The organism is Acidovorax sp. FJL06 (assembly GCF_003852545.1).
GTDB lineage: Bacteria > Pseudomonadota > Gammaproteobacteria > Burkholderiales > Burkholderiaceae_C > Acidovorax.
Window position 1 is genome coordinate 75,063 of record NZ_QAJR01000015.1, and the last position, 24,203, is coordinate 99,265.

The 24,203-nt window shown below is 66.2% G+C and carries 23 protein-coding genes; 20 read left to right on the top strand and 3 right to left on the bottom strand.

Going from position 1 to position 24,203, the window contains the following annotated elements:
* Positions 1-3 precede the first annotated feature (3 nt).
* The 6 genes from DBV10_RS09425 (at position 4) to DBV10_RS09445 (ending at position 5,775) form a co-directional block, all read left to right on the top strand.
* A complete protein-coding gene (locus tag DBV10_RS09425; RefSeq protein ID WP_124512911.1) occupies positions 4-672 on the top strand; it encodes a GntR family transcriptional regulator in 669 nt (222 codons plus the stop codon).
* Complete coding sequence (locus DBV10_RS09430; RefSeq protein WP_124513071.1) at positions 672-2,156, top strand: malonyl-CoA decarboxylase; 1,485 nt, start codon at positions 672-674, stop codon at positions 2,154-2,156. Before DBV10_RS09425 ends, DBV10_RS09430 begins: the two co-directional genes overlap by 1 nt.
* A 24-nt stretch (positions 2,157-2,180) precedes the next feature.
* Positions 2,181-2,339, top strand: coding sequence for a hypothetical protein (locus tag DBV10_RS22780; protein ID WP_158616813.1), 159 nt, complete (start codon positions 2,181-2,183; stop codon positions 2,337-2,339).
* On the top strand, positions 2,332-3,333 hold the full coding sequence (locus DBV10_RS09435) for a tripartite tricarboxylate transporter substrate binding protein (RefSeq protein ID WP_124512913.1): 1,002 nt from the start codon (positions 2,332-2,334) through the stop codon (positions 3,331-3,333). Before DBV10_RS22780 ends, DBV10_RS09435 begins: the two co-directional genes overlap by 8 nt.
* 8 nt (positions 3,334-3,341) lie before the next feature.
* Entirely contained in the window at positions 3,342-4,145 is an 804-nt protein-coding gene (locus DBV10_RS09440) for an enoyl-CoA hydratase/isomerase family protein (protein ID WP_124512915.1), read from the top strand.
* A gap of 76 nt (positions 4,146-4,221) precedes the next feature.
* Positions 4,222-5,775 (top strand): malonyl-CoA synthase, encoded by a 1,554-nt coding sequence (locus tag DBV10_RS09445; protein ID WP_124512917.1) that lies wholly within the window; start codon positions 4,222-4,224, stop codon positions 5,773-5,775.
* Between the two features lie 67 nt (positions 5,776-5,842).
* Here DBV10_RS09445 and DBV10_RS09450 read toward each other — a convergent pair whose 3' ends face one another.
* Positions 5,843-7,345 (bottom strand): MFS transporter, encoded by a 1,503-nt coding sequence (locus DBV10_RS09450; protein ID WP_233589867.1) that lies wholly within the window; start codon positions 7,343-7,345, stop codon positions 5,843-5,845.
* A 67-nt stretch (positions 7,346-7,412) separates the two neighbouring features.
* On the opposite strand from DBV10_RS09450, the gene DBV10_RS09455 reads away from it, so the two are divergent.
* Positions 7,413-8,354 carry a LysR family transcriptional regulator gene (locus tag DBV10_RS09455; protein ID WP_124512919.1) on the top strand — a complete coding sequence of 314 codons (942 nt, stop codon included), beginning with the start codon at positions 7,413-7,415 and terminating at the stop codon, positions 8,352-8,354.
* 33 nt (positions 8,355-8,387) lie between these two features.
* Here the strand turns inward: DBV10_RS09455 and DBV10_RS09460 are convergent, their stop codons facing one another.
* The gene (locus DBV10_RS09460; RefSeq protein WP_124512921.1) at positions 8,388-8,831 is read right to left on the bottom strand and encodes a universal stress protein; all 444 of its coding nucleotides are present in this window, start codon (positions 8,829-8,831) and stop codon (positions 8,388-8,390) included.
* A gap of 107 nt (positions 8,832-8,938) precedes the next feature.
* Between DBV10_RS09460 and DBV10_RS09465 the strand changes: the two genes are divergently transcribed.
* From DBV10_RS09465 to DBV10_RS09505, 9 genes are all read left to right on the top strand, one after another.
* Positions 8,939-11,431, top strand: a complete 2,493-nt coding sequence (locus tag DBV10_RS09465; RefSeq protein ID WP_370451141.1) for a heavy metal translocating P-type ATPase — start codon at positions 8,939-8,941, stop codon at positions 11,429-11,431.
* Positions 11,431-11,568, top strand: a complete 138-nt coding sequence (gene ccoS / locus DBV10_RS09470; RefSeq protein ID WP_063461822.1) for a cbb3-type cytochrome oxidase assembly protein CcoS — start codon at positions 11,431-11,433, stop codon at positions 11,566-11,568. Before DBV10_RS09465 ends, ccoS begins: the two co-directional genes overlap by 1 nt.
* A gap of 64 nt (positions 11,569-11,632) precedes the next feature.
* Positions 11,633-13,072, top strand: coding sequence for a cytochrome-c oxidase, cbb3-type subunit I (gene ccoN / locus DBV10_RS09475; RefSeq protein WP_124512923.1), 1,440 nt, complete (start codon positions 11,633-11,635; stop codon positions 13,070-13,072).
* 18 nt (positions 13,073-13,090) lie between these two features.
* The gene (ccoO, locus tag DBV10_RS09480) at positions 13,091-13,723 is read left to right on the top strand and encodes a cytochrome-c oxidase, cbb3-type subunit II (protein ID WP_124512925.1); all 633 of its coding nucleotides are present in this window, start codon (positions 13,091-13,093) and stop codon (positions 13,721-13,723) included.
* Between the two features lie 12 nt (positions 13,724-13,735).
* Positions 13,736-13,873, top strand: coding sequence for a cbb3-type cytochrome c oxidase subunit 3 (locus tag DBV10_RS09485; RefSeq protein WP_124512927.1), 138 nt, complete (start codon positions 13,736-13,738; stop codon positions 13,871-13,873).
* A 24-nt stretch (positions 13,874-13,897) separates the two neighbouring features.
* A complete protein-coding gene (gene ccoP / locus DBV10_RS09490; RefSeq protein WP_124512929.1) occupies positions 13,898-14,815 on the top strand; it encodes a cytochrome-c oxidase, cbb3-type subunit III in 918 nt (305 codons plus the stop codon).
* Positions 14,816-14,884: 69 nt separating this feature from the next.
* Positions 14,885-16,330, top strand: coding sequence for a cytochrome c oxidase accessory protein CcoG (gene ccoG / locus DBV10_RS09495; protein WP_124512931.1), 1,446 nt, complete (start codon positions 14,885-14,887; stop codon positions 16,328-16,330).
* Between the two features lie 69 nt (positions 16,331-16,399).
* Entirely contained in the window at positions 16,400-16,678 is a 279-nt protein-coding gene (locus DBV10_RS09500; RefSeq protein WP_124512933.1) for a FixH family protein, read from the top strand.
* Positions 16,679-16,741: 63 nt separating this feature from the next.
* A complete protein-coding gene (locus tag DBV10_RS09505; protein ID WP_124512935.1) occupies positions 16,742-17,041 on the top strand; it encodes a hypothetical protein in 300 nt (99 codons plus the stop codon).
* 109 nt (positions 17,042-17,150) lie between these two features.
* Here the strand turns inward: DBV10_RS09505 and fnr are convergent, their stop codons facing one another.
* Positions 17,151-17,873 (bottom strand): fumarate/nitrate reduction transcriptional regulator Fnr, encoded by a 723-nt coding sequence (gene fnr, locus DBV10_RS09510; RefSeq protein WP_063461830.1) that lies wholly within the window; start codon positions 17,871-17,873, stop codon positions 17,151-17,153.
* A gap of 192 nt (positions 17,874-18,065) precedes the next feature.
* Between fnr and hemN the strand changes: the two genes are divergently transcribed.
* The 4 genes from hemN to DBV10_RS09530 all read left to right on the top strand — a co-directional run bounded on the left by hemN (position 18,066) and on the right by DBV10_RS09530 (position 24,179).
* Positions 18,066-19,448: an oxygen-independent coproporphyrinogen III oxidase gene (gene hemN / locus DBV10_RS09515; RefSeq protein ID WP_124512937.1), complete on the top strand. Its 1,383-nt coding sequence runs from the start codon at positions 18,066-18,068 to the stop codon at positions 19,446-19,448.
* Positions 19,449-19,453: 5 nt separating this feature from the next.
* Positions 19,454-20,197, top strand: a complete 744-nt coding sequence (locus DBV10_RS09520) for a sulfite exporter TauE/SafE family protein (RefSeq protein WP_124512939.1) — start codon at positions 19,454-19,456, stop codon at positions 20,195-20,197.
* A 242-nt stretch (positions 20,198-20,439) separates the two neighbouring features.
* Complete coding sequence (locus tag DBV10_RS09525) at positions 20,440-21,738, top strand: HD-GYP domain-containing protein (RefSeq protein ID WP_124512941.1); 1,299 nt, start codon at positions 20,440-20,442, stop codon at positions 21,736-21,738.
* The gene (locus DBV10_RS09530; protein WP_124512943.1) at positions 21,735-24,179 is read left to right on the top strand and encodes a bifunctional diguanylate cyclase/phosphodiesterase; all 2,445 of its coding nucleotides are present in this window, start codon (positions 21,735-21,737) and stop codon (positions 24,177-24,179) included. Before DBV10_RS09525 ends, DBV10_RS09530 begins: the two co-directional genes overlap by 4 nt.
* The last annotated feature ends 24 nt before the right edge of the window (positions 24,180-24,203 follow it).

The window sequence follows — 24,203 nt, forward strand, 5'->3', positions numbered from 1 at the left end:
ACCATGCGTCCCGTTCCGAACTCCCTGCACGACGAAGTCGCCTCGCGGCTGCGGGACCAGATTTTTGCGGGGGATCTGCGGCCCGGCAGCTTTCTGGACGAGGCCGCGCTGTGCGAGCGGCTCGAAATCTCGCGCACGCCGCTGCGCGAGGCGCTCAAGGTGCTGGTGGCCGAGGGGCTGTTGCGTCACGAGCCGCGCCGGGGCTGTTTTGTGGCCGAGATCACCGACAAGGACCTGGACGACCTGTTCCCGGTGATTGCGCTGCTGGAAGGCCGCGCGGCGCACGAGGCCACGCACAAGGCGGGCGCGGCCGATGTGGCGGCGCTGGAGTTGCTGCACCAGCGGCTGCAGCAGTGTGCGGCCGAGGGGCGCATCACCGATTACTACGAGGCCAATTACGCCATCCACGAGGCCTTCATCACGCTGGCCGACAACCGCTGGCTGGCCCAGGTGATTGGCGATTTGCGCAAGATCCTGCGCTTGGCGCGCCACCAGACGCTGCATGCCCCGGGCCGCCTGCAGCAAAGCCTGGCCGAGCACCTGGCCGTTTTTGCCGCCCTCAAGGCGCGCGACTCTGACGCTGCCGAAGAGGCCATGCGCACCCATCTGTTGCGCCAGCGCGATGCGCTGCGTGACATCGCCCGCAATCAGCAATCGAGGTTGACACCATGATGAACAGCACCCCCGAATGGATCGCCCGCAGCGTGTCGCGCCTGCGCACCAGTGCCCCCGCCGCCGACAAGGCTGGTGACAAGCTGGCCAAGTCGGCCCTCGACAAATCCGTGACCGATGTGGTGGCCAAGGTGGCCGTGCCACGTTCCACCAACGAGCGCCTGGCCGCGACGCTGCGCCGGGGGAGCGAGGCGCTGTCGCCCCGCGCGCTGCGCCGCCTGCTGGCCGACCTGCAGGAGGTCGTCGCCCCGCAGGTGAGCGAGATCGAAGGCGGGCGCCGCGCCCAGGCCGTCGCCGATTGGTATGCCAAGGCCGAGCTGGAGGAGCGGCGCGACATGTGGCTGCTCATGTGCGAGCAGTTCGCACCCGACGCCACGCGCTTCAAATCGGCCCGCCAGCGCTATGAGGCGGCGGCCGGCACGGCCGAGGAGGGCCAGGCCGAGATCAGCCTGCGCCGCGCGCTGGTGTCGCCCCGCACCCGGCTGCTGCAGCGGTTCTCGGTGTTCCCCGAGGGCATGCATTTTCTGGTGGACATGCGCGCCGAGATCCTGCCGCTGCTCAAGGCCGACAAGCGCCTGTTGGCGCTCGATGCCGAGCTGGAGCACCTGTTTTCGACCTGGTTCGATGTGGCCTTTCTAGAGCTGCGCCGCCTGTCGTGGGACTCGCCCGCGTCGCTGCTCGAAAAGCTCATCAAGTACGAGGCGGTGCACGACATCCGCAGCTGGGCCGACCTGAAGAACCGCCTGGACAGCGACCGGCGCTGCTACGGCTTCTTCCACCCCCGCCTGCCGGGCGAGCCGCTGATTTTTGTGGAGGTGGCGCTGGTGGACAAGATCTCGTCCAGCATCACGCCGCTGCTGGACGAGGCCGCCGCGCCGGTGGACATCACCCGCGCCACCACGGCCATCTTCTATTCGATCAGCAACACGCAGACGGGCTTGCGCGGCGTGAGCTTTGGTGATTCGCTCATCAAGCATGTGGTGGAGACGCTCACGGCCGAGTTTCCGCGCCTGCGCACCTTTGCCACGCTGTCGCCCATCCCGGGCTTCCGGGCCTGGCTCTCCAAACATGCGGGCGCGATGCTGGAGCGCCTGGACGACAAGCGCCGGGCCGAGCTGGGCCGCGCTGTGGGTTTTGAGCCGCCGCAGGCCACGCACCTGTTGGGCGCCATCGACAAGGCGCTGGAGCTGGATGCCAAGTCACCGGTACGCCAGATGCTGCTGGAATGCGCCGCGTACTATCTGGGCCGCGAGATGCAGGAGGGCAAGCCGGTGGACCCGGTGGCGCGCTTCCACCTGGGCAATGGCGCGCGGGTCGAGCGGCTCAACTGGGCGGGCGACCCCTCGTCCAAGGGGTTGAAGCAGTCCTACGGGCTGATGGTGAATTACCTGTATGACCTGAAACGCATCGACAAGCACCGCAGCTTGCTCGCGCAGGGCAAGGTGCCGGTGTCGGGGGACATCGACAGCCTGTGCCGCGATTGATGGACGGGTGGCCTGGCAGACGGATTGATCGACGGATTGATCGACGGATTGATCGACGAATTGATCGATGAATGGACCGATGTGCCGATGGATTGGCTGGGCGCAACCGGGTGTAGCGCAATGCGTCTGGCCCGCGCTGCAGATGGCGATTTTTACAACGACAGGAGACAAGCGAATGAATAGGAACCCATCGCGAATTCAACGCCGGGATGTGCTGCTGGGCGCTGCCGCTGCGGGCCTCGGCCTGGCCAGTGGCAGCAGCTGGGCACAGGCCTCGGCCTGGCCCGCCAAGCCGGTGAACCTGGTGGTGCCGTTTCCGGCCGGGGGCGGCACCGACACCTTCGCGCGCCCGCTGGCCGCACAGTTCGCCAAGATCACCGGCAAGACGCTGGTGATCGACAACCGCGGCGGCGCGGGCGGCAACGTGGGCGCGAGTTTTGCTGCCAAGGCGCATGGCGATGGGTACACGCTGTTCATGGGCGGCGCGCACCACGTGATCGCGCCCTCCGTCTACCCCAAGCTCGACTACGACCTGGAGAAGGACTTCGTGCCGCTGGCCCTGCTGGCCAGCGTGCCCCAGGTGCTGGTGGTCAACCCCAAGAACATGCCGGTCAAAGACTTCCGCGAGTTCCTGGCCCTGGTGCGTGCCAACCCCGCCAAGTTCAACTACGGCTCGGCGGGCTCGGGCAGCTCGCACCATCTGGCGGGGGAGTTGTTCAAGATCCAGTCCAAGACCTTCATCACCCACATCCCCTACCGGGGTGCCGGCCCGGCGCTCGCAGACCTGGTGGGCGGGCAGGTGGACATGATGTTCGACGGCCTGGGTTCGTCTGCCGGGCACATCAAGGGCGGGCGCATCAAGGCCCTCATGGTGGCGGGCGCCAAGCGCAACCCGGCCTTCCCCGACGTGCCTTGCGCCGCCGAAGTGGGGTTGCCCGACTACACGGTCACCACCTGGTACGGCCTGTGGACGCCCAAGGGCACGCCCGCCGATGTGCAGGCGCGCATCGTTGACGAGGTGCGCAAGCTCGGCCAGTCGGAAGAAATCAAGGCCATCTGGGCCGGCAATGGCGCAGAGTTCGGCACGATGAGCCCGCAGGACTTCGGCAAGATGGTCAGTGGCGAGGTCAAACGCTGGGCGCAGGTGGTGAAGGCCGCTGACGTCAAGCTGGACTGAGGGGCACCATGCCGGGTGAAGTCAAGGCCCGCCAGGGCGAGGGTGGTGTGGTGCATGTTGTGCTGCGCCACGAAGGGCGGCTCAACGCCATGTCGCGCGCCATGTGGCGTGAATTGCGTGCTGTTTTTGAGGGCATCCAGCGCAATGCGGACGCACGCTGCGTGCTCATCGAGGGTGACGGCGGCGCGTTCTGCGCAGGGGGGGATATCTCCGAGTACCCGGCCTTCCGCTTTGATGCCGCCGCGCTGCGCGACTTTCATGAGGGCGACGTGTGGGGGGGGCTCAACGCCATGCTGGCCTGCGATGTGCCCATCGTGGCCCGCATCAGCGGGGCCTGCATGGGCGCGGGGGTCGAGATTGCGAGCTGTTGCGACATCCGTATCGCGGGCAGTGCCGCCCGCTTTGGCGCGCCCATCGCCAAGCTCGGCTTTCCCATGGCCCCGCGCGAGGCGCAGCTGGTGGCGGGCGCGGTGGGCGAGGTGGTGGCGCGCCAGATGCTGCTGGAAGCCGCCACCTTCAGCGCTGCCGAGATGCTGGCGCGCGGTTTTCTGAGCCGCGTGGTGGCCGACGACGCCGTGGCCGCCGAGGCCCTGGGCAGTGCGCTGCGGGTGGCCGCCCTGGCGCCGCAGGCCGCACGCATGAACAAGCAAACCATGCGGGCATTGAAAACGCCCGTAGCGCCCGCTGGTCAAGCCCTATCAGCTATTGAAAACATAGTAAACGGCACGCCTGACCCCTACGGATATGCCGACAGCGCAGAGCACCGCGAGGGCATCACCGCCTTTCTGGGCAAGCGCCCGCCGGTGTTTTGACCGGCGCTGGCCGAGCCCACTGTCCTCCTGCCCATTTTTGCCACCTGCCACCCTGTTCAAAAGCAAAGCCCAAGCCATGAGCCAACACAATCTCTTCAGCGCCCTGCGCGCCGCGTTCCCAGCCGACCTCAACCGCACCGCCGTGGAGGCCACGGCCCCCGATGGCGCACCCCTGTTCTATACCTGGGGCGACCTGGACCGTGCCAGCGCCCGCATGGCCAACCTGCTCGCATCGCTGAAGCTGCCCGAAGGCAGCCGCGTGGCTGTGCAGGTCGAAAAATCGGTTGAGGCCATGGTGCTGTACCTGGCCACGCTGCGCGCGGGCTATGTGTTTTTGCCGCTCAACACCGCCTACCAGAGCGCCGAAATCGAGTATTTCATCGGCAACGCCGAGCCCGCCGTGGTGGTCTGCACGCCGGGCAATTTCGGCTGGGTGTCAAAAATCGCCTTCACCCTGGGCACGGGCCATGTCTTCACGCTGGGCGACGACCGCACGGGCAGCCTGCTGGACCGCGCCGCACACCACAGCGATGCGCACCAGCCGGTGCAGAAGTCGGCCGATGACCTGGCCGCCATCCTCTACACCAGCGGCACCACGGGCCGCAGCAAGGGGGCGATGCTCACGCACGGCAACATGCTCAGCAATGCCGTGACCTTGAAGGATTACTGGGGGTGGAAGGATGGCGATGTGCTCATCCACGCGCTGCCCATCTTCCACGTGCACGGCCTGTTCGTGGCCATCCATGGCGCGCTCATCAATGGCAGCAAGATGATCTGGTTTGCCAAGTTCGACCCCAAGGCTGTGCTCGCCGCCATGCCGCACGCCACGGTCTTCATGGGCGTGCCCACGCTGTATGTGCGCTTGCTGGCCGAGGCCGGACTGAACAAGGAGGCCACGCGGAACATGCGCCTGTTCATCGCCGGCTCGGCCCCGCTGCTCATCGAAACCTTCACCGAATGGCAGCAGCGCACCGGCCACACCATCCTGGAGCGCTATGGCATGAGCGAGACCATCATGCTCACCTCCAACCCCTACGCGGCCGATGCGTGCCACGGTGGCCAGTCCGAGCGGCGTGGCGCCACCGTGGGCTTTGCGCTGCCGGGCGTAGGCCTGCGTGTGGTGGATGACGCCAACCAGCCCCTGCCCGTGGGCGAGATCGGCAACATCCAGGTCCAGGGCCCGAATGTGTTCAAGGGCTACTGGCGCATGCCCGAGAAGACCAAGGAAGAGTTCACGCAGGATGGCTGGTTCAAGACCGGCGACGTGGGCAAGGTGGATGAACGCGATTACGTGAGCATCGTCGGTCGCAGCAAGGACCTGATCATCAGCGGCGGCTACAACGTCTACCCCGCCGAGATCGAGGGCTACATCAACGAGATGCCCGGCGTGGCCGAAAGCGCCCTGGTGGGCGTGCCCCACCCCGACTTTGGCGAGGTGGGCGTGGCCGTGGTGATTGCCAAGCCCGGTGCGCAGCTCAACCCCGAGGCCATCGTGGCGCAGCTCAAAGCCCAGCTCGCTAACTTCAAGATCCCCAAGAAGTGCTTCGTGGTGCCCGAGCTGCCCCGCAACACCATGGGCAAGGTGCAGAAGAACCTGCTGCGCGACCAGCACAAGGGGCTGTTTGCCTGAGTGATGCCCCGTGGCCACTGGCTGGTGGGGTATAAAAGAAAAAAGGGCTTGCGAGCCCTTTTTGAGTTTATGCGCGCTGCCCCGCCGCGCCGGTGCCAGCTGGCCGGGGCCGCGCCAGGGAGGCGCCTTCCGGTGCCTGGGCCATGGGGGCATCCGGTAGCCACCGGCAGGCCAGCAGGCCCAGCAAGGCGGTGGCTCCGGCGCAGGCCCACACCCATTGCAGCGCCTGCGCACCTGCCGCCGCACTGCCCGCCGGCTGCAGGGGCAGTGCGGAATGCAGGGCGCTGCTGAAGACCCGCGTCAGCAGGGCGACCCCCACGGCGCCGCCCAGGCTGCGCAGCATGACGGGCACGGCGGTGGCGATGCCCATCAGCTGCACCGGCGCTGCGCGTTGCGACACCATGGTGATGATGGGGAACAGCAGGCCCATGCCCGCGCCCAGCGGCAGCAGGCAGGCCGACAGGGCCAGCGGCTGGGCGGGAGCCCATTGCATGCAGAGGGCCAGCAGCACAAAGCCCGCCACCATCAGCGTGCCGGCCACCAGGCCCAACCCCCGCGCCGGGATGCGTGAGCGCAGCAGGCGGCTGCTGGCGATGGCCGCGGTGGTCACCCCCGCCATCAAGGGCAGCAGGTACCACGCCGCTGCCGTGGGTGACAGGTGCAGGGCGGTTTGCAGATAGGCGGGCGTGAACACCACCGCCGCATACAGCGCCAACCCCGTGGCCAGCCCGATGGTGGCCACGGCGGCATACATGGGCTGGGCAAACAGCGACAAAGGCACCAGGGGGTGGCGGGCATGCCGTTGGCGCAGCAAAAAGGCACAGGTGCACGCTGCGCAAGCCGCTCCCAAGGCGCCCACCGAAAGCCAGGCGGGGAGTTGCAGACGCTCGTGCTGCGTCATCAGCAGAGCGCTGCACAGCGCACCGGCGAGCAGCAGCGCGCCCAGGTGGTCGATGGGGGTGCGTGGCCCTGCGGGCTGGCGGCGCAGGGTGGCAGCCAAGATGCCCAGCGCGACGAGTGCCAGGGGCACATTGAGACCGAAGGCCCAGCGCCATGAGAGGTGTTCGGTCAGCCAGCCGCCCGTGAGTGGGCCGAACATGGTGGCCACGCCATACACCGCGCCCAGCAGGGCCTGGTAGCGCCCCCGCTCCTGCAGCGGAAACAGGGCCGCCACGGTCAGCATGGTCAGTGTCATCAGCCCGCCGCCGCCTGCACCCTGCAGGGCGCGGGCCAGCACCAGCTGCAGCATGCTCTGGCTGGCCGCGCAGGCCAGGGAGCCCAGCAGGAACAGGGCGATCGACAGCAGCAGCATGGGTTTTCTGCCGTGCACGTCGGCCAGCCGGCCATACAGCGCAATCACCACCGTGGCGGCCAGCAGGTAGGCCGAAAACGTCCAGGCCGGGGGCAGGCTGCCCGGCAGGTCGTGCGCCATGGAGGGCAGGGCGGTGGAAAGAATGGTCTGGTCGAGCGCGGCCAGGACCAGCATCAGCATCAGTGCCGCCAGCGCAGGGGCCGGCGAGCCTGAGCGGAGGGCCGCAGCAGCGGTGGAAGGGGGTGTCGGGGTGGGCATGGCCGGCAGTGTCCCGTCGGCGCAGTGTTCTGTACAGTGCAATGATTTGAATATATGGTTGCATAAAATGAAATCATATGACCTCAACCTGCTGGTGGCGCTGGATGCCTTGCTCAGCACCGGCAGCGTGACGGCGGCCGCAGAGCGGGTGCACCTGAGCACCCCGGCCATGAGCCATGCGCTGGCGCGAATCCGGGAGACCTTTGGCGATGACATCCTGGTGCGGGCGGGCCGCAAGCTCGTGCCCACGCCGCGTGCCCTGGCGCTGGCGGAGCCAGTGCGTGCGCTGCTGGCCCAGGCGCAGGCGCTGCGATCGCCAGCCGACCGGCAGGACCTGGCCCAGGTGCGCAGGCACTTTGTGGTGCGCGCCCCCGAGGGTATGGCGGTGGTCTACGGGGCGGCGCTTTCTGACGCCCTGGCGCGCGAAATGCCACTGGCCAGCCTGCAGTTCCTGGCAGAGAGCCACAACGACCCCGCAGCTCTGCGCGAGGGCCGCGTGGACCTGGACGTGGGGGTGTTCCGCAGCCGCGACCCCGAGACCGAGTGGGTGGAACTGTCCCGGCAGCAGATGGTGGGGGCGGCCCGTGCAGGCCATGCCTTGCTGGCCCGCGCCATCACGCCGGCGCGCCTGGCCGCAGCGCGGCACGTGGGGGTGACCTTGCGCCCGGGCGAGCCCAGCCCGCTGGATGCGGCGCTGGCGGCGGCGGGGCTGGAGCGGCTGGTGGCCCTGGTGGTGCCCAGCGCGTTTGCCGCGTTGATTGCGGCGTCGCGCTCGGATCTGGTAGCCTGTGTGCCGGAGCGTGTGGCGCGCGGCATGGCGCCCTCGCTCAAGCTGGAGGTGTTTGCACTGCCCCTGCTGGTGCAGTCCGACCCCACGCGCATGGCCTGGCACCCGCGCTACAACGCAGATGCCGCCCACCGCTGGCTGCGGGATTGCCTGGTGCGCGTGCTGGACGACGCGGCGCTCAAGGGGCCGGTCGTGAGCGTGCCGCCGCGCCGCCGAGGGTGAGGCACAGGGCCCCCGGGGCGCAGGGTTTTGGTGTCAGCGCAGCACCAGCACGGGGATGTGCGAGTGCGTCAGCACATGCTGCGTCTCGCTGCCCAGCAGCAGGCGCTTGAGGCCCTTGCGGCCGTGCGATGCCATGACGATCACGTCGCACTTGTGCTTCTTGGCGGCAGAGATGATGGCCTCGGCCACGAGGTCGGACTTGGCGATCACGGGCTTGACCACCACCCCCAGGGCTTCGCCCTGGGCCTTCACGCCATCGACCATGGCCTGGGCCGCATCGCCCCACTGGGTTTCGATGCGCTTGACATCGTTCACGTCCACAGGCATGCCGCCTTCAAAGTAGCTGCGCGGGTAGCGGGGCACCACCTTGAGGGCCACTGCCGAGGCGCCGGTGAGGGCGGCCAGGGACAGTCCATGTTCCACGGCTTTGTCCGAAAGGGGGGAGCCGTCCGTTGCGATCAGGATGCGTTTGTACATAAAGGTCTCCTCAAAACGATGGATCAAGCTTAGGATGAATCATGTTCCGGGACTTGATGCAGGTCAATGTACCTGTCATGCCCCAACGATAGGCTTGAACCATGTCAATGTTTCGACCCGGTGCGCCGGCTGCTTCCCCGGCGCATCTGCCTGATGGCATGGCGGATGCACCGCCCGCCACGCCCACCCAGTTGCTCGACGACCCGCAGGAATGGCTGGCGTTCGGCCGCCCTTGCACCCCGGCGGGCGACCCTTTGCCTGCCTATGCAGCAGAAGGGGGGCAAGGTAACCCGGAATCTACCGCCTGGGATTCGCAGGTGGTGCTGGAGGGCATGCACTGCGCCGCCTGCGCGCTCACCATTGAAGACGCCTTGCGGGCCGTGCCCGGCGTGTTGCAGGCCGATGTGAGCTCTGCCACACGCCGCGCCCGCGTGGTGTGGCAACCCGGCCAGGTGCGGCCCTCGCAGTGGATGCAGGCGGTGCAGAACGCAGGCTACCGCGCCATGCCGGCCATGGACGCCTTTGCACGCGGGCAGCGCCAGCGTGAAAGCCGCCGGGCCCTGTGGCGCTGGCTGGTGGCGGGCTTTTGCATGATGCAGGTGATGATGTACGCGTGGCCCGCCTACGTGGCCCAGCCCGGCGACCTCACCGGCGAGATGGAGCAGCTGCTGCGCTGGGCTTCGTGGGTCATCACGCTGCCCATGGTGGTGTTCTCGTGCGGCCCTTTCTTTGCCAGTGCGCTGCGCGACGTGCGCCTGCGCCGCGTCAGCATGGACCTGCCCGTGGCGTTGGGCATGGCGATCACCTTCGTGGTCAGCACGGCGGGCACGTTTGACCCGAGCGGCATTTTTGGCAAGGAGGTGTATTACGACTCCCTGACCATGTTCGTGTTCTTCCTGCTCACCGGCCGCTGGCTGGAATTGCGCCTGCGCGACCGCACGGCCGGCGCGCTGGAGGCCGTGATGAACCGCCTGCCCGACAGCGTGGAGCGGCGCGATGGGGCCACGGGCGCCTTTGCCCGTGTGGCCACCCGCCGCCTGGCCGTGGGCGACACCATCCGCGTGCTGCCGGGCGAGGCGTTTCCGGCCGATGGGTGCATCATGGCGGGCAACACGCACGCCGATGAAGCGCTGCTGACCGGCGAGTCCACGCCTGTGGCACGCCCGGTGGGCAGCCGGGTCACGGCGGGCAGCTACAACCTGCAGTCGCCCGTCGAGGTGCGGGTGGAGGGCACGGGCGGGCAGACCCGTTTTGCGCAGATCGTGGCCCTCATGGAAAGCGCTTCGCTGCAAAAGCCCCGGCTGGCCTTGCTGGCCGACCGCATTGCGCGGCCCTTTTTGGTGGCCGTGCTGCTGGCAGCGGCGCTGGCAGCAGCGTACTGGTGGCCGTCCGACCCCGGGCATGCGCTCATGGTGGCGGTGGCCGTGCTCATCGTGACCTGCCCGTGCGCGCTGTCGCTGGCCACGCCCGTGGCCATGCTCACGGCGGCGGGCACCCTGGCGCGCCATGGGGTGCTGGTGCGCAACCTGCAGGGGCTGGAGGCCCTGGCCCAGGTGGACACCCTGGTGTTCGACAAGACCGGCACCCTGACCCGCGACGGCATGGCGCTGCAGGCCGTACATATCGCGGATGGGGGGGGGGGATGGAGTGCCGGCGAGGCCCTGGCCTTGGCGGCGGCCCTGGCGCGCCACTCCATGCACCCTGCATCGCGTGCCGTGGTGGCTGCAGCCTCGGCATCTGCCCAGCCTTCTGGCGAACGGTGGATGGTTTCCCAAGTGCAGGAAGACGCAGGCCTGGGGCTCACCGCGACGGTGAAGGACAACGCAGGCGTTGTGCCGGAGCGCAAGGTTCGGCTGGGGTCGGCCCGTCACGCGGGGGTGGCGCCGCAGGGCGATGGTGCGGCACTGCAGGTGGTGCTTTCGGCGCAGGGGCCGGATGGTGCCACGGCAGCGCTGGCCCGGTTGGACCTGGTGGAAGACCTGCGCAGCGAGGCCCCGGCCGTGGTCGCCACCTTGCTGCGGGAGGGGGTGGCCGTGCAACTGCTGTCAGGCGACCGCTTGGGGGCCGTGCAGCGCGTGGCCGCGCAGGCCGGCATCGTGCAGGCGCAGGGCGAATGCACGCCCCAGGGCAAGCTGAACGCCTTGCAGGCGCTGCAGGCGGGCGGGCGCCAGGTGGCCATGGTGGGCGATGGCCTCAACGACGGCCCGGTGCTGGCCGGTGCCCATGCGTCCTTTGCGTTTGGCCGTGCCGTGCCGTTGGCCCAGTCGCGGGCCGATTTCGTGGTGCTGGGCGACAGCCTGGCGCTGGTGCCGCAGGCCGTGCTGCTGGCGCGCCGCACGCTGCGCGTGGTGCGCCAGAACCTGTGGTGGGCTGCCGGCTACAACGCGTTGTGCGTGCCGCTGGCGGTGGCGGGCTGGATGCCCGCCTGGCTGGCCGGCCTGGGCATGGCGCTGAGTTCGCTGCTGGTGGTGCTCAACGCGGCGCGCCTGGCGCGTGACCTGCCCGCCTTGCCTGCCGTGCCCGAGGTGGCGGCGCCCCTGGCCGGCCTGGCACCGCAGCCGCCCCTGAATCTTTCCAAGACAACCCTGGAGCCCGTCTGATGGACATCCTTTATCTCCTGATTCCGCTGTCTGTGCTGCTGGTCCTTCTGATCCTGGGCGGGCTGTGGTGGGCGGTCTACCACGGCCAGTTCGAGAGCGTGGAGCAAGAAGGGGAGCGCATTCTCAGAAGCGATTGACATGTGTCAATGTCGGAAATGATGCCCTGCAACAAACTCTTATTGAAATACAAAGAGGTGCCCGATGGATTTTCCAAAAACAAATGCTGCGCACTACAACGATACGGTAGTGCGGCAGTTCTCTATCCTGGCCGTGGTAGTGGGGGTGGTCGGCATGCTGGTGGGCGTCATCATCGCCGCCCAGTTGGCCTGGCCAGAACTCAACTTTGGCATTCCCTGGCTCAGTTATGGCCGCTTGCGACCTTTGCACACCAATGCGGTGATCTTTGGTTTTGGCGGTAGCGCGCTGTTTGCTACCAGCTACTACGTGGTGCAGCGCACCTGTCAGGTTCGGCTTTTCGCTGGTCCCTTGGCTGCCTTCACCTTCTGGGGTTGGGTTTTGGTGATCGCGGCGGCGGTCGTCAGCCTGCCCATGGGCTACACCCAGGGCAAGGAATACGCCGAACTCGAATGGCCTATCGACATCCTGATCACGCTGGTCTGGGTGTCCTACGCCATCGTGTTCTTTGGCACGATCGGCGTGCGCAAGGTCAAGCACATCTATGTGGCCAACTGGTTCTTTGGCGCGTTCATCCTGGCCGTGGCCCTGCTGCACCTGGTGAACAGCGCAGCGATCCCTGCGGGCTTCATGAAGAGCTACTCGGCCTATGCCGGTGTGCAGGACGCCATGGTGCAGTGGTGGTACGGCCACAACGCCGTGGGCTTCTTTCTGACGGCCGGCTTCCTCGGGATGATGTACTACTTCATCCCCAAGCAGGCGGGTCGCCCTGTGTACTCGTACCGTCTGTCGATCGTGCACTTCTGGGCGCTGATCTTCACCTACATGTGGGCCGGCCCCCACCACCTGCACTACACCGCGCTGCCTGACTGGACGCAATCGGTGGGCATGGTGTTTTCGCTGATCCTGCTGGCCCCCAGCTGGGGCGGGATGATCAACGGCGTGATGACGCTGTCGGGCGCCTGGCACAAGCTGCGCGATGACCCTATCCTGCGCTTCCTGATCGTGTCGCTGTCGTTCTACGGCATGTCCACGTTCGAAGGCCCGATGATGTCCATCAAGACCGTCAACGCGCTCAGCCACTACACCGACTGGACCATTGGCCACGTGCACTCCGGTGCCCTGGGCTGGGTGGGCCTGATCTCGATGGGTTCGCTCTACTACCTGGTGCCCCGCCTGTTCGGCAAGGACAAGATGCACTCCATCAAGGCGATCGAGCTGCACTTCTGGATGGCCACCATCGGCATCGTGCTGTACATCGCCGCCATGTGGATTGCCGGTGTGATGCAGGGCCTGATGTGGCGCGCCATCAACCCCGACGGCACGCTCACCTACACCTTTGTGGAGAGCGTGAAGGCGACCTATCCCTTCTACGTGATCCGTGTGGCGGGTGGCCTGCTGTACCTGGGCGGCATGGTTGTGATGGCCTGGAACGTCTGGATGACGGCGATCTCCGGCCGTTCGGTCAAGGTGGCCATTCCTGCCGTGAATGCGGCGCACGCCTGAGTCCGAAGGAGTTCACTCATGTCCAATAACAACACATCTGCTTCGACCGGCTTCTCCCACGAAAAGGTGGAGACCAACAACTTCCTGATGATCGTGCTGATCCTGCTCGTGATCGCCATTGGCGGCCTGGTAGAGATCGTGCCGCTGTTCTTCCAGAAGTCCACGACCGAGGCGGTCAAGGGCGTGGAGCCCTACAACGCCATGCAGTTGGCGGGCCGTGACATCTATATCCGCGAGGGCTGCTACAACTGCCACTCGCAGATGATCCGCCCGTTCCGCGCAGAAACCCTGCGCTACGGCCACTACTCGGTGGCGGGCGAATTTGTTTACGACCACCCCTTCCAGTGGGGCAGCAAGCGCACGGGCCCCGACCTGCACCGTGTGGGCGGCAAGTACAGCGACGAATGGCACCGCATCCACCTGAACAATCCGCGCGACGTGGTACCCGAGTCCAACATGCCCGCCTACCCCTGGCTGGAGAAGACCCAGGTGGACCCGAGCGTGATGGCGCCCCGCATGAAGGCACTGCGCACCGTGGGCGTGCCTTACACCGACGAGCAGATCGCAGCGGCCGCCGCCGATGTGAAGGGTAAGACCGAGATGGATGTCCTCGTCGCCTACCTGCAAGTCATGGGCCGCGCGCTCAAGTAAAGGAGATTGGCCATGGACATCACGACCATGCGCATCGTCGCCACCCTGGCTTCGATGGTTTGCTTTGTCGGTATCTGGGTCTGGGCCTACATGGGCCGCAACCAGTCCCGCTTTGAAGAGGCCGCGCTGCTGCCCTTCGACCAAGATTGACCTTCACGAGAACGAGAACACCCCATGAGTGACTTCACCAGTAATTTCTGGTCGCTCTTTGTGACCACGCTGACCCTGGTCGGCATCATCGCCTGCGGCATTCTGCTTTGGATGGCAGGCCGCAAGAAGGTGGCGGCCACAGCCGACAACACCACGGGCCATGTCTGGGACGAAGACCTGGTTGAAATGAACAACCCCCTGCCGCGCTGGTGGGTGTGGCTGTTTGTCATCACCATCGTTTTTGGCCTGGGTTACCTGGCCGCCTACCCTGGCCTGGGCAGCTTCACTGGCAAGCTGAACTGGACCCAGAAGGGCGAGTACGAGGCCGAGATGTCCAAGGCCAAGGCCGAGCTGGAGCCGCTGTATGCGCGCTTTGCGTCCATGAAGCCTGAAGACGTGGCCGTGGACCCCCAGGCCCACGCCATTGGCGAGCGACTGTTCATGAACAACTGCGCGCAATGCCACGGTTCGGACGCACGCGGCAGCAAGGGCTTCCCCAACCTGGCCGATGGTGACTGGCTGCATGGCGGCACGCCCGACAAGATCCGTGAAACGATCGAGAAAGGCCGCGTGGGTAACATGCCTCCCATGGCTGCAGCCGTGGGCTCCCCCGAGGATGTGCGCAACCTGTCGCACTATGTGCTGAGCCTGTCGGGCAGCCCGCACGATTCGCTGCGCGCATCGTTGGGCAAGTCCAAGTTCACGGCCTGCGCAGCCTGCCACGGCATGGATGGCAAGGGCAACCAGGCGCTGGGTGCCCCCAACCTGACGGACGATGTCTGGTTGCATGGCTGGGGCGAAGCCGCCATCACGGCCATGATCAACAATGGCAAGGTCAACCAGATGCCGGCGCAGGCCGAGAAGCTGACGGAAGCCCAGATCGGCGTGCTGTCAGCCTATGTCTGGAGCCTGTCGAACAAGCCGGGGGCTGCGGCCCGCTGAGGCCAGCGGGTGGCCCCTGGTGGGCCCCCGTTTTTTTGAGTATGTACCCGTGAGTAGAGCGATACCACCATGAAGCCACCCAGCGAGCCTGCTCGCAAGGTCATTCCCATCGCACCTGTCGCGTCCGATGCGCCCTCCGAGGGCGAAATCGTTTCCCTGTATGAAGCGCAGAAGAAGATCTATCCGCGCTCCATCAGCGGACTGTTTGCGCGCTGGCGCTGGGGCATGGTGTTTCTCACGCAGATTGTGTTCTATGGGCTGCCCTGGTTTGAGTGGGGGCAGCGCCAGATGGTGCTGTTCGATCTGGGGGCGCGCCGCTTCTACATCTTCGGGCTGGTGCTGTATCCGCAGGACTTCATCTACCTCACGGGGCTGCTGATCATTTCGGCGCTGTCGCTGTTTCTCTTCACGGCAGTGGCGGGGCGCCTGTGGTGCGGCTTTGCCTGTCCGCAGACGGTCTACACCGAGATGTTCATGTGGATCGAGCACAAGATCGAGGGAGACCGCAGTGCGCGGCTGCGGCTGGACAACGGCCCCTGGACCTTCGAGAAGGTCCGCAAGAAGTTCTTCAAGCAAGTGGTGTGGGTGGCCGTGGCCCTGTGGACGGGTTTTACGTTCGTGGGCTACTTTGTGCCCATCCGCGAGCTGGGCAGTGAGCTGTTGGCGCTGCAGGGCGGCTGGCAGATTTTCTGGGTGCTGTTCTACGGCTTTGCCACCTATGGCAATGCCGGCTACATGCGCGAGCAGGTCTGCAAGTACATGTGCCCGTATGCACGCTTTCAGAGCGCAATGTTCGACAAGGACACCCTGATCGTGACGTACGACCCCGAGCGGGGCGAACAACGCGGCCCGCGCAAGAAGAGCATCGACTACAAGGCCCAGGGGCTGGGCGATTGCATCGACTGCTCGCTGTGCGTGCAGGTCTGTCCTGTGGGCATCGACATTCGCAAGGGTCTGCAGTACGAATGCATCGGTTGCGGCCTGTGCGTGGATGCCTGCAACACCGTGATGGACAAGATGCAGTACCCCCGGGGGCTGATCCGCTATTCCACCCAGAACGGTGTGGCCAAGCGGTGGACCCAGTCGCAGATGCTGCGGCGGGTGCTGCGGCCCCGTGTGCTGATCTACAGCGCGGTACTGGTGGCCCTGTGTGTGGCCATGCTGGCCAGCCTGGTCGTGCGTACGCCGCTCAAGGTCGATGTGGTGCGGGACCGCGCTGCGCTCTCGCGCATTGTGGCGGGGGGCAAGCTGGAGAACATCTACCGCTTGCAGATCATGAATGCGACCGAGGGCGAGCAGCGCTACCGCATCAGCGCGCGTGGCCTGGAAGGGCTGGCGGTGTCCTCCGATGCCGAGGTGGACATCGGGGCGGCCGAGTCGCGCTGGGTGGCCGTGCGTTTGCAGATACCGTATGGTTCGGCAAGCCCTGGCTCCCATGCTGTGCAGTTTGACGTGGAGGCCGTGGGAGCCGCCGCCCATGTCTCGGAAAAGTCTGTGTTCCTGGTGCCGCGCTGAGCGGCATCCTGGTGCAAGGCCCTGCCTGGCCTTGCGTTGATCGAGAAGATTGTTGAGGAGTAACGCGCCATGCCTTCAAACCCCGCCATTGACACCCACCCCGCCGCAGCGCCTTGGTGGAAGTTCGGCCATGTCTGGCTGGTGATCGCCGGCCCGGCCATTGTGATCGTTGCAGGTTTTGTCACCCTGTGGCTGGCGATCTCGCGGCCGGACCCTGTGGTCGCCGAGGATTACTATCGCCAGGGCGTCGAGATCAACAAGACGCTCGAAGCCCCCGAGAAGAGCCTGGCGCCGGCCATGAAGGGGCGCAACCATGCGGCCACACCGGTGCAAGACCAGCCGCGTTGACGGACCCCAACCACCCCCGGTGGCGCCGCTGTGCGGCAGGCCGCCTCAGGAGACAGGAACTGTATGTGGACGCAACGCCTGATGTGGATAGCATGGCCCGCCTTCTTGATGGCGGGAGTGCTGGAGATGCTGGTTTTTGCCATGGTCGATCCGCAGGATCTGCACTGGTTCGGACAGCCCCTGGCGCTGTCGCGGCAGGGCGTTTACACCCTGGCGTTCTTCGCGTTCTGGGTCATCACCATGGCGTCGAGTGCGCTGACCACGCTGCTGGCCATGTCGCCGTTCGAGATGAACCGCTGCCCAGTGCCCGATGGGGAGCGGCCCGATGATTGCCGCAAGACGCCATCCTCATCCTGTTCGTGACGGATGGATGGGTGGACGCGGGCCCGCCCGGATGCTAAGAAAAGGGCCAGGCTGCCGGCCTGCGAGGCTGTGCGCGTGCGCCTTCAGCCCCGCCCGCAGCCGCAGCAGCTCAGTGGCAGGCCTGCTGGCTGTTCACGATGCGTTTGAGGGCATCGGTGTCCAGGATGCGGACATGGCGCTGCTTGACTTCCACGATGCCTTCTTCCACAAACTTGGAGAAAGTGCGGCTCACGGTTTCGAGCTTCAAGCCCAGGTAGCTGCCGATTTCTTCGCGGGTCATGCGCAGCACCAGCTCGGACTGCGAGAAGCCGCGCGCATGCAGGCGCTGCACGAGGTTCAGCAGGAAGGCGGCCAGGCGCTCCTCGGCGCGCATGCTGCCCAGCAGCAGCATCACGCCATGTTCACGCACGATCTCGCGGCTCATGATCTTGTGCACGTGGTGCTGCAGGGCCGTGACCTCGCGCGAGAGTTCCTCGATGCGGTCGAAGGGCATGACGCAGACTTCGGCGTCTTCCAGGGCCACGGCATCGCAGGTGTGGTGGTCGTTCACGATGCCATCGAGGCCGATGATCTCGCCGGCCATCTGAAAGCCGGTGACCTGGTCGCGGCCGTCTTCGGTGGCCACGCAGGTCTTGAAGAAGCCGGTTCGGATGGCGTAGAGTGAGGTGAAGGATTCGCCGTTGCGGAACAGCGTGCCGCCGCGCTTGACCTTGCGGCGAACGGCAACGACCTCATCGATGCGCTGCAGCTGCTCTTCGTTCAGGCCCACAGGCATGCACAGCTCGCGCAGGTTGCAGTTGGAGCAGGCGACTTTGATGGTGAGCGGGTTCATAGGCACGTGAGCTAGGGTTAGGTGTCGAGCATATCGCGCCCGATACGAAGAAGCGGCGAAGCCTTTCGGGGCGTCGGAGCGACTGATATGCATCAAATTGTCGCTGTTCGGCCCGGCCGTTCGCTTGATTCAGGTCAAGGACATGTTCCAAAGGGTACGGCACAGTCAGGGTGTACGCAAGGATATTCCCCCATGACTGCTGTTTCGCCCGATCTCCTGCGCCGTTTCGACGTGCCGGGGCCCCGCTATACCTCCTATCCGACAGCTGACCGTTTTGTCGAAGCGTTCGGGCAGGAAGACTACATCCTGGCACTGGAGCAGCGCCGAACAGGCTCGGTGGCCAAGGCCTTGCCTTTGTCCTTGTACGTGCACATTCCGTTCTGCGAATCGCTGTGCTACTACTGCGCCTGCAACAAGATCATCACCAAGCACCATGACCGCGCCGAAGTCTACCTGCGCTACCTGAGCCGCGAGATTGACCTGCATACCGCACACTGCGGTGTGGGCCAGGTGGTGAGCCAGTTGCATCTGGGGGGCGGCACACCCACGTTCCTGTCCGATGCGGGCCTGCGTGAACTCATGGCCATGCTCAAGCGCAGTTTTGCATTTGCGCCGGGCGGCGAGTATTCCATCGAGGTCGATCCCCGCACCGTCAATGCCGAGCGGCTCGCATTGCTGGCCGAACTGGGGTTCAACCGGTTGAGTTTTGGCGTGCAGGATTTTGATGCGGAGGTGCAGAAGGCCGTGCACCGCATCCAGCCCGCCGAGCAGGTTTTTGCGCTGGTGGAGTCTGCGCGCTCGCTGGGCTTTGATTCGGTGAACGTGGACCTGATCTACGGCCTGCCGCGCCAGACCCCCGAGTCGTTCGACCGGACCTTGGCGCAGGTGGCGCAGCTGCGGCCCGACCGCATTGCGCTGTATGCCTATGCGCATCTGCCTGAACGTTTCAAGCCCCAGCGCCGCATCGTGCCGGCCGAGCTGCCCACGGCGTCGAGCAAGCTGTCCATGCTCTCGCGGTCCCTGGATGCGTTCATGGACGCAGGGTATGTGTATGTGGGCATGGACCATTTCGCGTTGCCCTCGGATGCCCTGGCCGTGGCCAAGCGGCAGGGGCGCCTGCACCGCAACTTCCAGGGCTACAGCACGCAACCCGATTGCGACCTGATTGGCCTGGGCGTGTCTGCCATTGGCCGCGTGGGCGCGACCTACAGCCAGAACTCCAAGACGCTGGACGAGTACTACGATTTTCTCGACCAAGGGCGTCTGCCGGTGGTGCGCGGTCTGGCGCTCACGCGCGATGACCTCGTGCGGCGCGCCGCCATCATGGCCCTGATGTGCCAGGGTGAATTGCTCTATGAATCCATGGAGCAGGCTTGGCTGATCGACGTGCGGCAGTATTTCGCGGCCGAGATCGCGCAGCTCGAAGGCATGGCCGAGCAGGGGCTGGTGCAGGTGGGCCCCGATGGGATCGAAGTGACGGCCATGGGGTGGTTCTTTGTGCGGGGCATTGCCATGGTGTTCGACCGTTACCTTCAGGCCGATCGCAACCGCGCCCGGTTTTCGCGCATCATCTGAGGCCTATGCTTGCAACCGTTGCCTGGACGGCTTTGCTCATGGGGCTCGCAGGCGGGTCCCATTGTTTGGCCATGTGCGCCGCACCCTGTGGTGCCCTGGTGGGGCAGGGGGCGGCCGCAGAAAGTGCCGACGGTTCGGCGCAGGGGGGGGCGGTGGTGCAGGTTGTGCAATGGGCGCCGCGTGGCGGCGTGGCTGTGCGCACCATGGCGTTTCATGGGGGGCGGCTGGTGGGCTATGCCGCCGCAGGCGCCCTGGCCGCCCTGGCCATGGACAGTCTGGCGTGGCTGACCCAGCAGACCACGGCCTTGCGTCCGGCCTGGACCCTGATGCATGTGGCTGTCATGGCCTGGGGCCTGATGATGATGGTGCAGTCGCGCCAGCCCGCCTGGGTGGAACAGGCTGGGCGGGTCGTGTGGAGCCGCGTGCGGCCGCTGGTGGGGGCGCCCGGCGGCGTGCTGGCGTCAGGTGTTCTGTGGGCCTTGATGCCCTGTGGGCTGCTGTACTCGGCCTTGCTGGTGGCCGCGCTGAGCGGCGGGGCCTTGGACGGGGCGCTGACCATGGTGCTGTTTGGCGTTGGCAGCGGCGTCTGGCTGGCGGGTGGCCCCTGGGCGTGGAGCCGCCTGCGCAGCCGCCTCAACCTGGCCAGGGCTGAATGGGGCACCCGGGTTGCCGGTGGCCTGCTGTGCGCCGTGGCTGCCTGGGCGCTCTGGATGGACCTGGTCTACAAGCCGTCGCTCTGGTGCCGCTGATGGCCGCGGGGTGGGGGCCTGCTTCTGGAGCGGGCTGGCGCGTGGCCTTGGCCGATTGGCACCGTTGAGGCCACCCATTCGGGACTTCGGGCCCGGGGTTCGCACTCTTTCGGCCAAGTGTTGCCGAAGTGTTGCCGTATCGCTGCGTTGGTGCTGTGCTTCTTAGACAAGCCGCAGGAACTGGTGATAATCTGCGTAACTATTGGTGGCATTGATGTCACCATGTTTCGCATGCGCCTGACGTGAACTCTTCCATCCTCATCGACATCAGCCAACTGCGGATCGGCATGTACATCCAGCTCGATGTGGGCTGGATGCACCACCCTTTCCCGACCAGCAGTTTCAGGGTGGCGTCGACAGAGCAGATTGCCACCCTGCGTGGGCTGGGGTTGACCGAGGTGCGCTACATCCCCAAGAAGAGCGACCCTGCACTCAAGGAGCTGGTGCCTGCCGCCTGGAGCGTGCCGGAGATGGTTGCGCCGCCCGCGAATGGGTTGGATGCGCCAGGTGCCCCAGCCGCTGTGGATCTTGAGGCCCTGCGCCGGCGCCAGCTGCTGGACGCCCAGAACAAGGCGCTGGCAGCGTGCAACCAGAGATTTGCAGAGGCCACCCGGCAGTACCAGGCGCTGGAGCGCGTGGTGTCCGAGCTTCCGGACCAGGCGCGCGACAAAGGCGTAGCGCTGGTGTCGGGCTGTGTGTCCGAACTGCTGGAGAACGGCGACTCGGTCATCCGGCTGTTGTCGGAAGGCGTGGGCGAGCGCAATGCATTGCACCCGGTCAACGTGATGGTCATCAGCCTGCTGCTGGGGCGTGCGCTGGGGATGAAGAGCGAGGAGCTGCAGGACCTGGGCGTCGCGGCGCTGATCCACGACCTGGGCAAGATCAAGCTGCCGCCCAACCTGCGGCAGCCCACGCCCTCCATGCCGTTGATGGAGCGATCGCGGTATGAAACCCATGTGGCGGAATCCGTGGCGCTGGCCAAGCGCATGGGGATGTCGGACGCGGTGCTTCTGGCCGTGGCCCGGCACCATGAGATGGCGGATGGCAGCGGGTTTCCGCAGCGGCTGGCGGGGGCCGACCTGGGGCGTTCGAGCCAGGTGCTGGCGCTTGTGAATCGCTACGACCGGATGTGCAACCCGACGGTGGGGGTGGATGCGCTCACGCCCCATGAGGCGCTCTCGGTCATCTTTGCCCAACTCAAGGCGCGGTTCGATTCCGTGGTGCTGGGGGCTTTCATCCGCATGATGGGGGTGTATCCGCCCGGCTCCATCGTCCAACTGGTGAACGACCGCTATGCAATTGTGGCCTCGGTGAACTCGTCGCGGCCCCTGCGTCCCAAAGTCATCGTCCATGATTCCCGGGTGCCCAAGGATGAGGCGCCCATCCTGGATCTGGAAACCGTGCCGGAGCTGGGCATTCGACGCAGCCTCAAGCCCGCGCAACTGCCACGCGATGCGCTGGACTACCTGTCGCCCCGGCAGCGTATTTGCTACTTTTTCGAGAGAGCGGTCAGCCCCGACCCTGAAGAGGCGGAGTCGTGACCGACCCGCAATCGCGCGGCTGGCTCGACGGGCTGCAAGAAGCCGTCTGGCTGGTGGATGAGGCGCACCTGCTCATCCTGCAGGCCAATGCCGCTGCCGAGCGCCTGGCGGGGGTGCTGGTGGCCGACATGGTGGGGACGTCCGTGCTGGGGCTTGCGGCCACCCCCCAGGATATGGCCTTCTGGGCAGAGTCCCCCGAAGTGATTGCGGCGGGAATCCATTCGCACACCAGCCTGGCGCGCGCCGATGGCCTGCTGGTGCCTGTGGAGCGGCATGTGGCGCGCGTGCCCTGGGGGCAGGAGGGGCGCACGGCCTTCATGCTGACCATGCTGGACCGCAGCACCCAGGATGCGACCGAGCGTGAGCTGGAAACGCTGCTGTCCGAATTGCGTGCCACGCTGGATTCTGCTGCCGACGGCATGCTGGTTTGCGGGCTGGACCGCAGCGTGCGCGCCTTCAACCAGCGGCTGGCCCAGCTCTGGGGGCTGCCTCGCAAGCTGCTTGTGGAGCGTGACGACGCGGCGGTGTATGCCTTCATGGCCAGCCAGGTGGCGGATGCCCGTGCCTACGCCGAGCGCATGGCGGCCATCGAGCGCGAGCCCATGCAGGAAAGCACCGACATCCTGGAGCTGCGCAGTGGCGCGGTGCTCGAAATGCGCACCGTGCCGCAGTTCCACCAGGGCCGTCCGGTGGGGCGCGTCCACTCGTACCGCGATATCACCCGGCAGACCGAGATCCAGGCCAGCCTGCGCCTGGCGGCTCGGGTGTTCGAGTCCAGCCTGGATGCCATCTTCATTGCCGACAGCCAGCACCGCATCATGCGCATGAACCCGGGGTGCGAGCGCCTCGTCGGCCCCGCTGCCAAGGCGTTCGAAGGCTGCACGGCGGCCTCGCTGTTTGGCGGTGGTTCGGATGCGGCCTTCATGGAGCGGGTGCAGCAGGGCTGGTCGCGCGACGGCTTCTGGGAGGGGGAACTTTGGCTCCCGCGCGACAACGGCGCCTACTGTGCTGTGCAGCTGTCCTGGGTGGCGCTGCGCGATGAAGAGGGGCTGCTGGTGCAGAGCATCGGTTTCATGCGTGACCTCACGCTGCAGCACGCGGCGCAAAAGCGCATCGAAGAGCTGGCTTACAGCGACGTGCTCACCGGGCTGCCCAACCGGCTGCTGCTGTCCCAGCGGGTGGACACCGCCATCCAGGGCGCACGCCATAGCGACACCGGTTTTGCGGTCCTGTTCCTGGACCTGGACCGTTTCAAGATCATCAACGACTCGCTGGGCCATCCTTTTGGCGATCGGGTGCTGCAACTGGTGGCCGAGCGCCTGCAGACCTGCCTGCGGCAGACCGATATGCTGTGCCGGCTGGGCGGGGACGAGTTCGTCATCTACCTGCATGGCAGCGACGCGGCCGTGGCCGAGAGCGTGGCGCGCCGCATCCTGGACGACATGCTCAAGCCCTTCATGCTCGACAGCATGGGTTTCTCGATCCAGTGCAGCATCGGGATTGCGCTGTATCCGCAGGATGGGACGACGCTGGACGACCTCATCAAGCAGTCCGACACGGCGATGTACCGGGTCAAGGAGCGGGGGCGAGGCAGCTACGGCTTCTACCAGCCGCAGATGAATGCCAACCTGCTGGCCCGCATGCAGATGGAACACGCCATGCGCCAGGCGCTGGGCCTGCAGCGCATGGCCGTGTTCTACCAGCCGCAGGTCAACATGGCCACGGGGCGCATCACGGGGGCGGAGGCCTTGATCCGTTGGACGGACCCGGAGTTCGGTTCGGTCTCGCCGGGGGTGTTCATCCCGCTGGCGGAAGAGTCGGGCTACATCGTGACCCTGGGTGCCTGGGTGATGGAGCAGGCGGTGCGCGAGGCGGCGGTGTGGATGCACAGCGGCATGCCGATCATGATTTCCGTGAACGTGTCGGCGCTGGAATTTCGCCAGCCCGATTTTGTGGACCGGATCACGCGCTTGCTGGCCGTGCACCAGCTGCCACCGACCTTGCTGGAGCTGGAACTCACCGAAACCATCCTGCTGCAGGACGCGCAGGAGATGGAGCAGCGCCTGCGGGTGCTGGCCGATCTGGGCATTGGCCTGGCCATCGATGACTTTGGTACGGGCTACTCCAGCCTGGCCTACCTCAAGAAGCTGCCGATCCACAAGCTCAAGATCGACCAGTCGTTTGTGCGTGGCCTGCCCGACGACGATGGCGACCGGGCCATCGTGAGCGCCATCATCAGCATGGGGCGTGCCATGCACATCGAGGTGGTGGCCGAAGGCGTGGAAACCGAAACCCAGCAGGCGGTGCTGCAGCAGATGCTGTGCGAGCACTACCAGGGCTTCCTGTGCGCCCCCGGGCTTCCGGCCGACAAGTTCCGCGCCATGCTGCGCGAGCCCCTGCCGCTGAAGGCGCAGGGCAAGCACCGGCCGATCATCTCGTAAGGCCCGCTGCGCGGGTGGGGTGGG

Coding starts and splice junctions, on each gene's coding strand:
- DBV10_RS09425 (WP_124512911.1), top strand. CDS start 4: ATGCGTCCCGTTCCGAACTCCCTGCACGACGAAGTCGCCTCGCGGCTG.
- DBV10_RS09430 (WP_124513071.1), top strand. CDS start 672: ATGAACAGCACCCCCGAATGGATCGCCCGCAGCGTGTCGCGCCTGCGC.
- DBV10_RS09435 (WP_124512913.1), top strand. CDS start 2,332: ATGAATAGGAACCCATCGCGAATTCAACGCCGGGATGTGCTGCTGGGC.
- DBV10_RS09440 (WP_124512915.1), top strand. CDS start 3,342: ATGCCGGGTGAAGTCAAGGCCCGCCAGGGCGAGGGTGGTGTGGTGCAT.
- DBV10_RS09445 (WP_124512917.1), top strand. CDS start 4,222: ATGAGCCAACACAATCTCTTCAGCGCCCTGCGCGCCGCGTTCCCAGCC.
- DBV10_RS09450 (WP_233589867.1), bottom strand. CDS start 7,345: ATGCCCACCCCGACACCCCCTTCCACCGCTGCTGCGGCCCTCCGCTCA.
- DBV10_RS09455 (WP_124512919.1), top strand. CDS start 7,413: ATGAAATCATATGACCTCAACCTGCTGGTGGCGCTGGATGCCTTGCTC.
- DBV10_RS09460 (WP_124512921.1), bottom strand. CDS start 8,831: ATGTACAAACGCATCCTGATCGCAACGGACGGCTCCCCCCTTTCGGAC.
- DBV10_RS09465 (WP_370451141.1), top strand. CDS start 8,939: ATGTTTCGACCCGGTGCGCCGGCTGCTTCCCCGGCGCATCTGCCTGAT.
- ccoS (WP_063461822.1), top strand. CDS start 11,431: ATGGACATCCTTTATCTCCTGATTCCGCTGTCTGTGCTGCTGGTCCTT.
- ccoN (WP_124512923.1), top strand. CDS start 11,633: ATGGATTTTCCAAAAACAAATGCTGCGCACTACAACGATACGGTAGTG.
- ccoO (WP_124512925.1), top strand. CDS start 13,091: ATGTCCAATAACAACACATCTGCTTCGACCGGCTTCTCCCACGAAAAG.
- DBV10_RS09485 (WP_124512927.1), top strand. CDS start 13,736: ATGGACATCACGACCATGCGCATCGTCGCCACCCTGGCTTCGATGGTT.
- ccoP (WP_124512929.1), top strand. CDS start 13,898: ATGAGTGACTTCACCAGTAATTTCTGGTCGCTCTTTGTGACCACGCTG.
- ccoG (WP_124512931.1), top strand. CDS start 14,885: ATGAAGCCACCCAGCGAGCCTGCTCGCAAGGTCATTCCCATCGCACCT.
- DBV10_RS09500 (WP_124512933.1), top strand. CDS start 16,400: ATGCCTTCAAACCCCGCCATTGACACCCACCCCGCCGCAGCGCCTTGG.
- DBV10_RS09505 (WP_124512935.1), top strand. CDS start 16,742: ATGTGGACGCAACGCCTGATGTGGATAGCATGGCCCGCCTTCTTGATG.
- fnr (WP_063461830.1), bottom strand. CDS start 17,873: ATGAACCCGCTCACCATCAAAGTCGCCTGCTCCAACTGCAACCTGCGC.
- hemN (WP_124512937.1), top strand. CDS start 18,066: ATGACTGCTGTTTCGCCCGATCTCCTGCGCCGTTTCGACGTGCCGGGG.
- DBV10_RS09520 (WP_124512939.1), top strand. CDS start 19,454: ATGCTTGCAACCGTTGCCTGGACGGCTTTGCTCATGGGGCTCGCAGGC.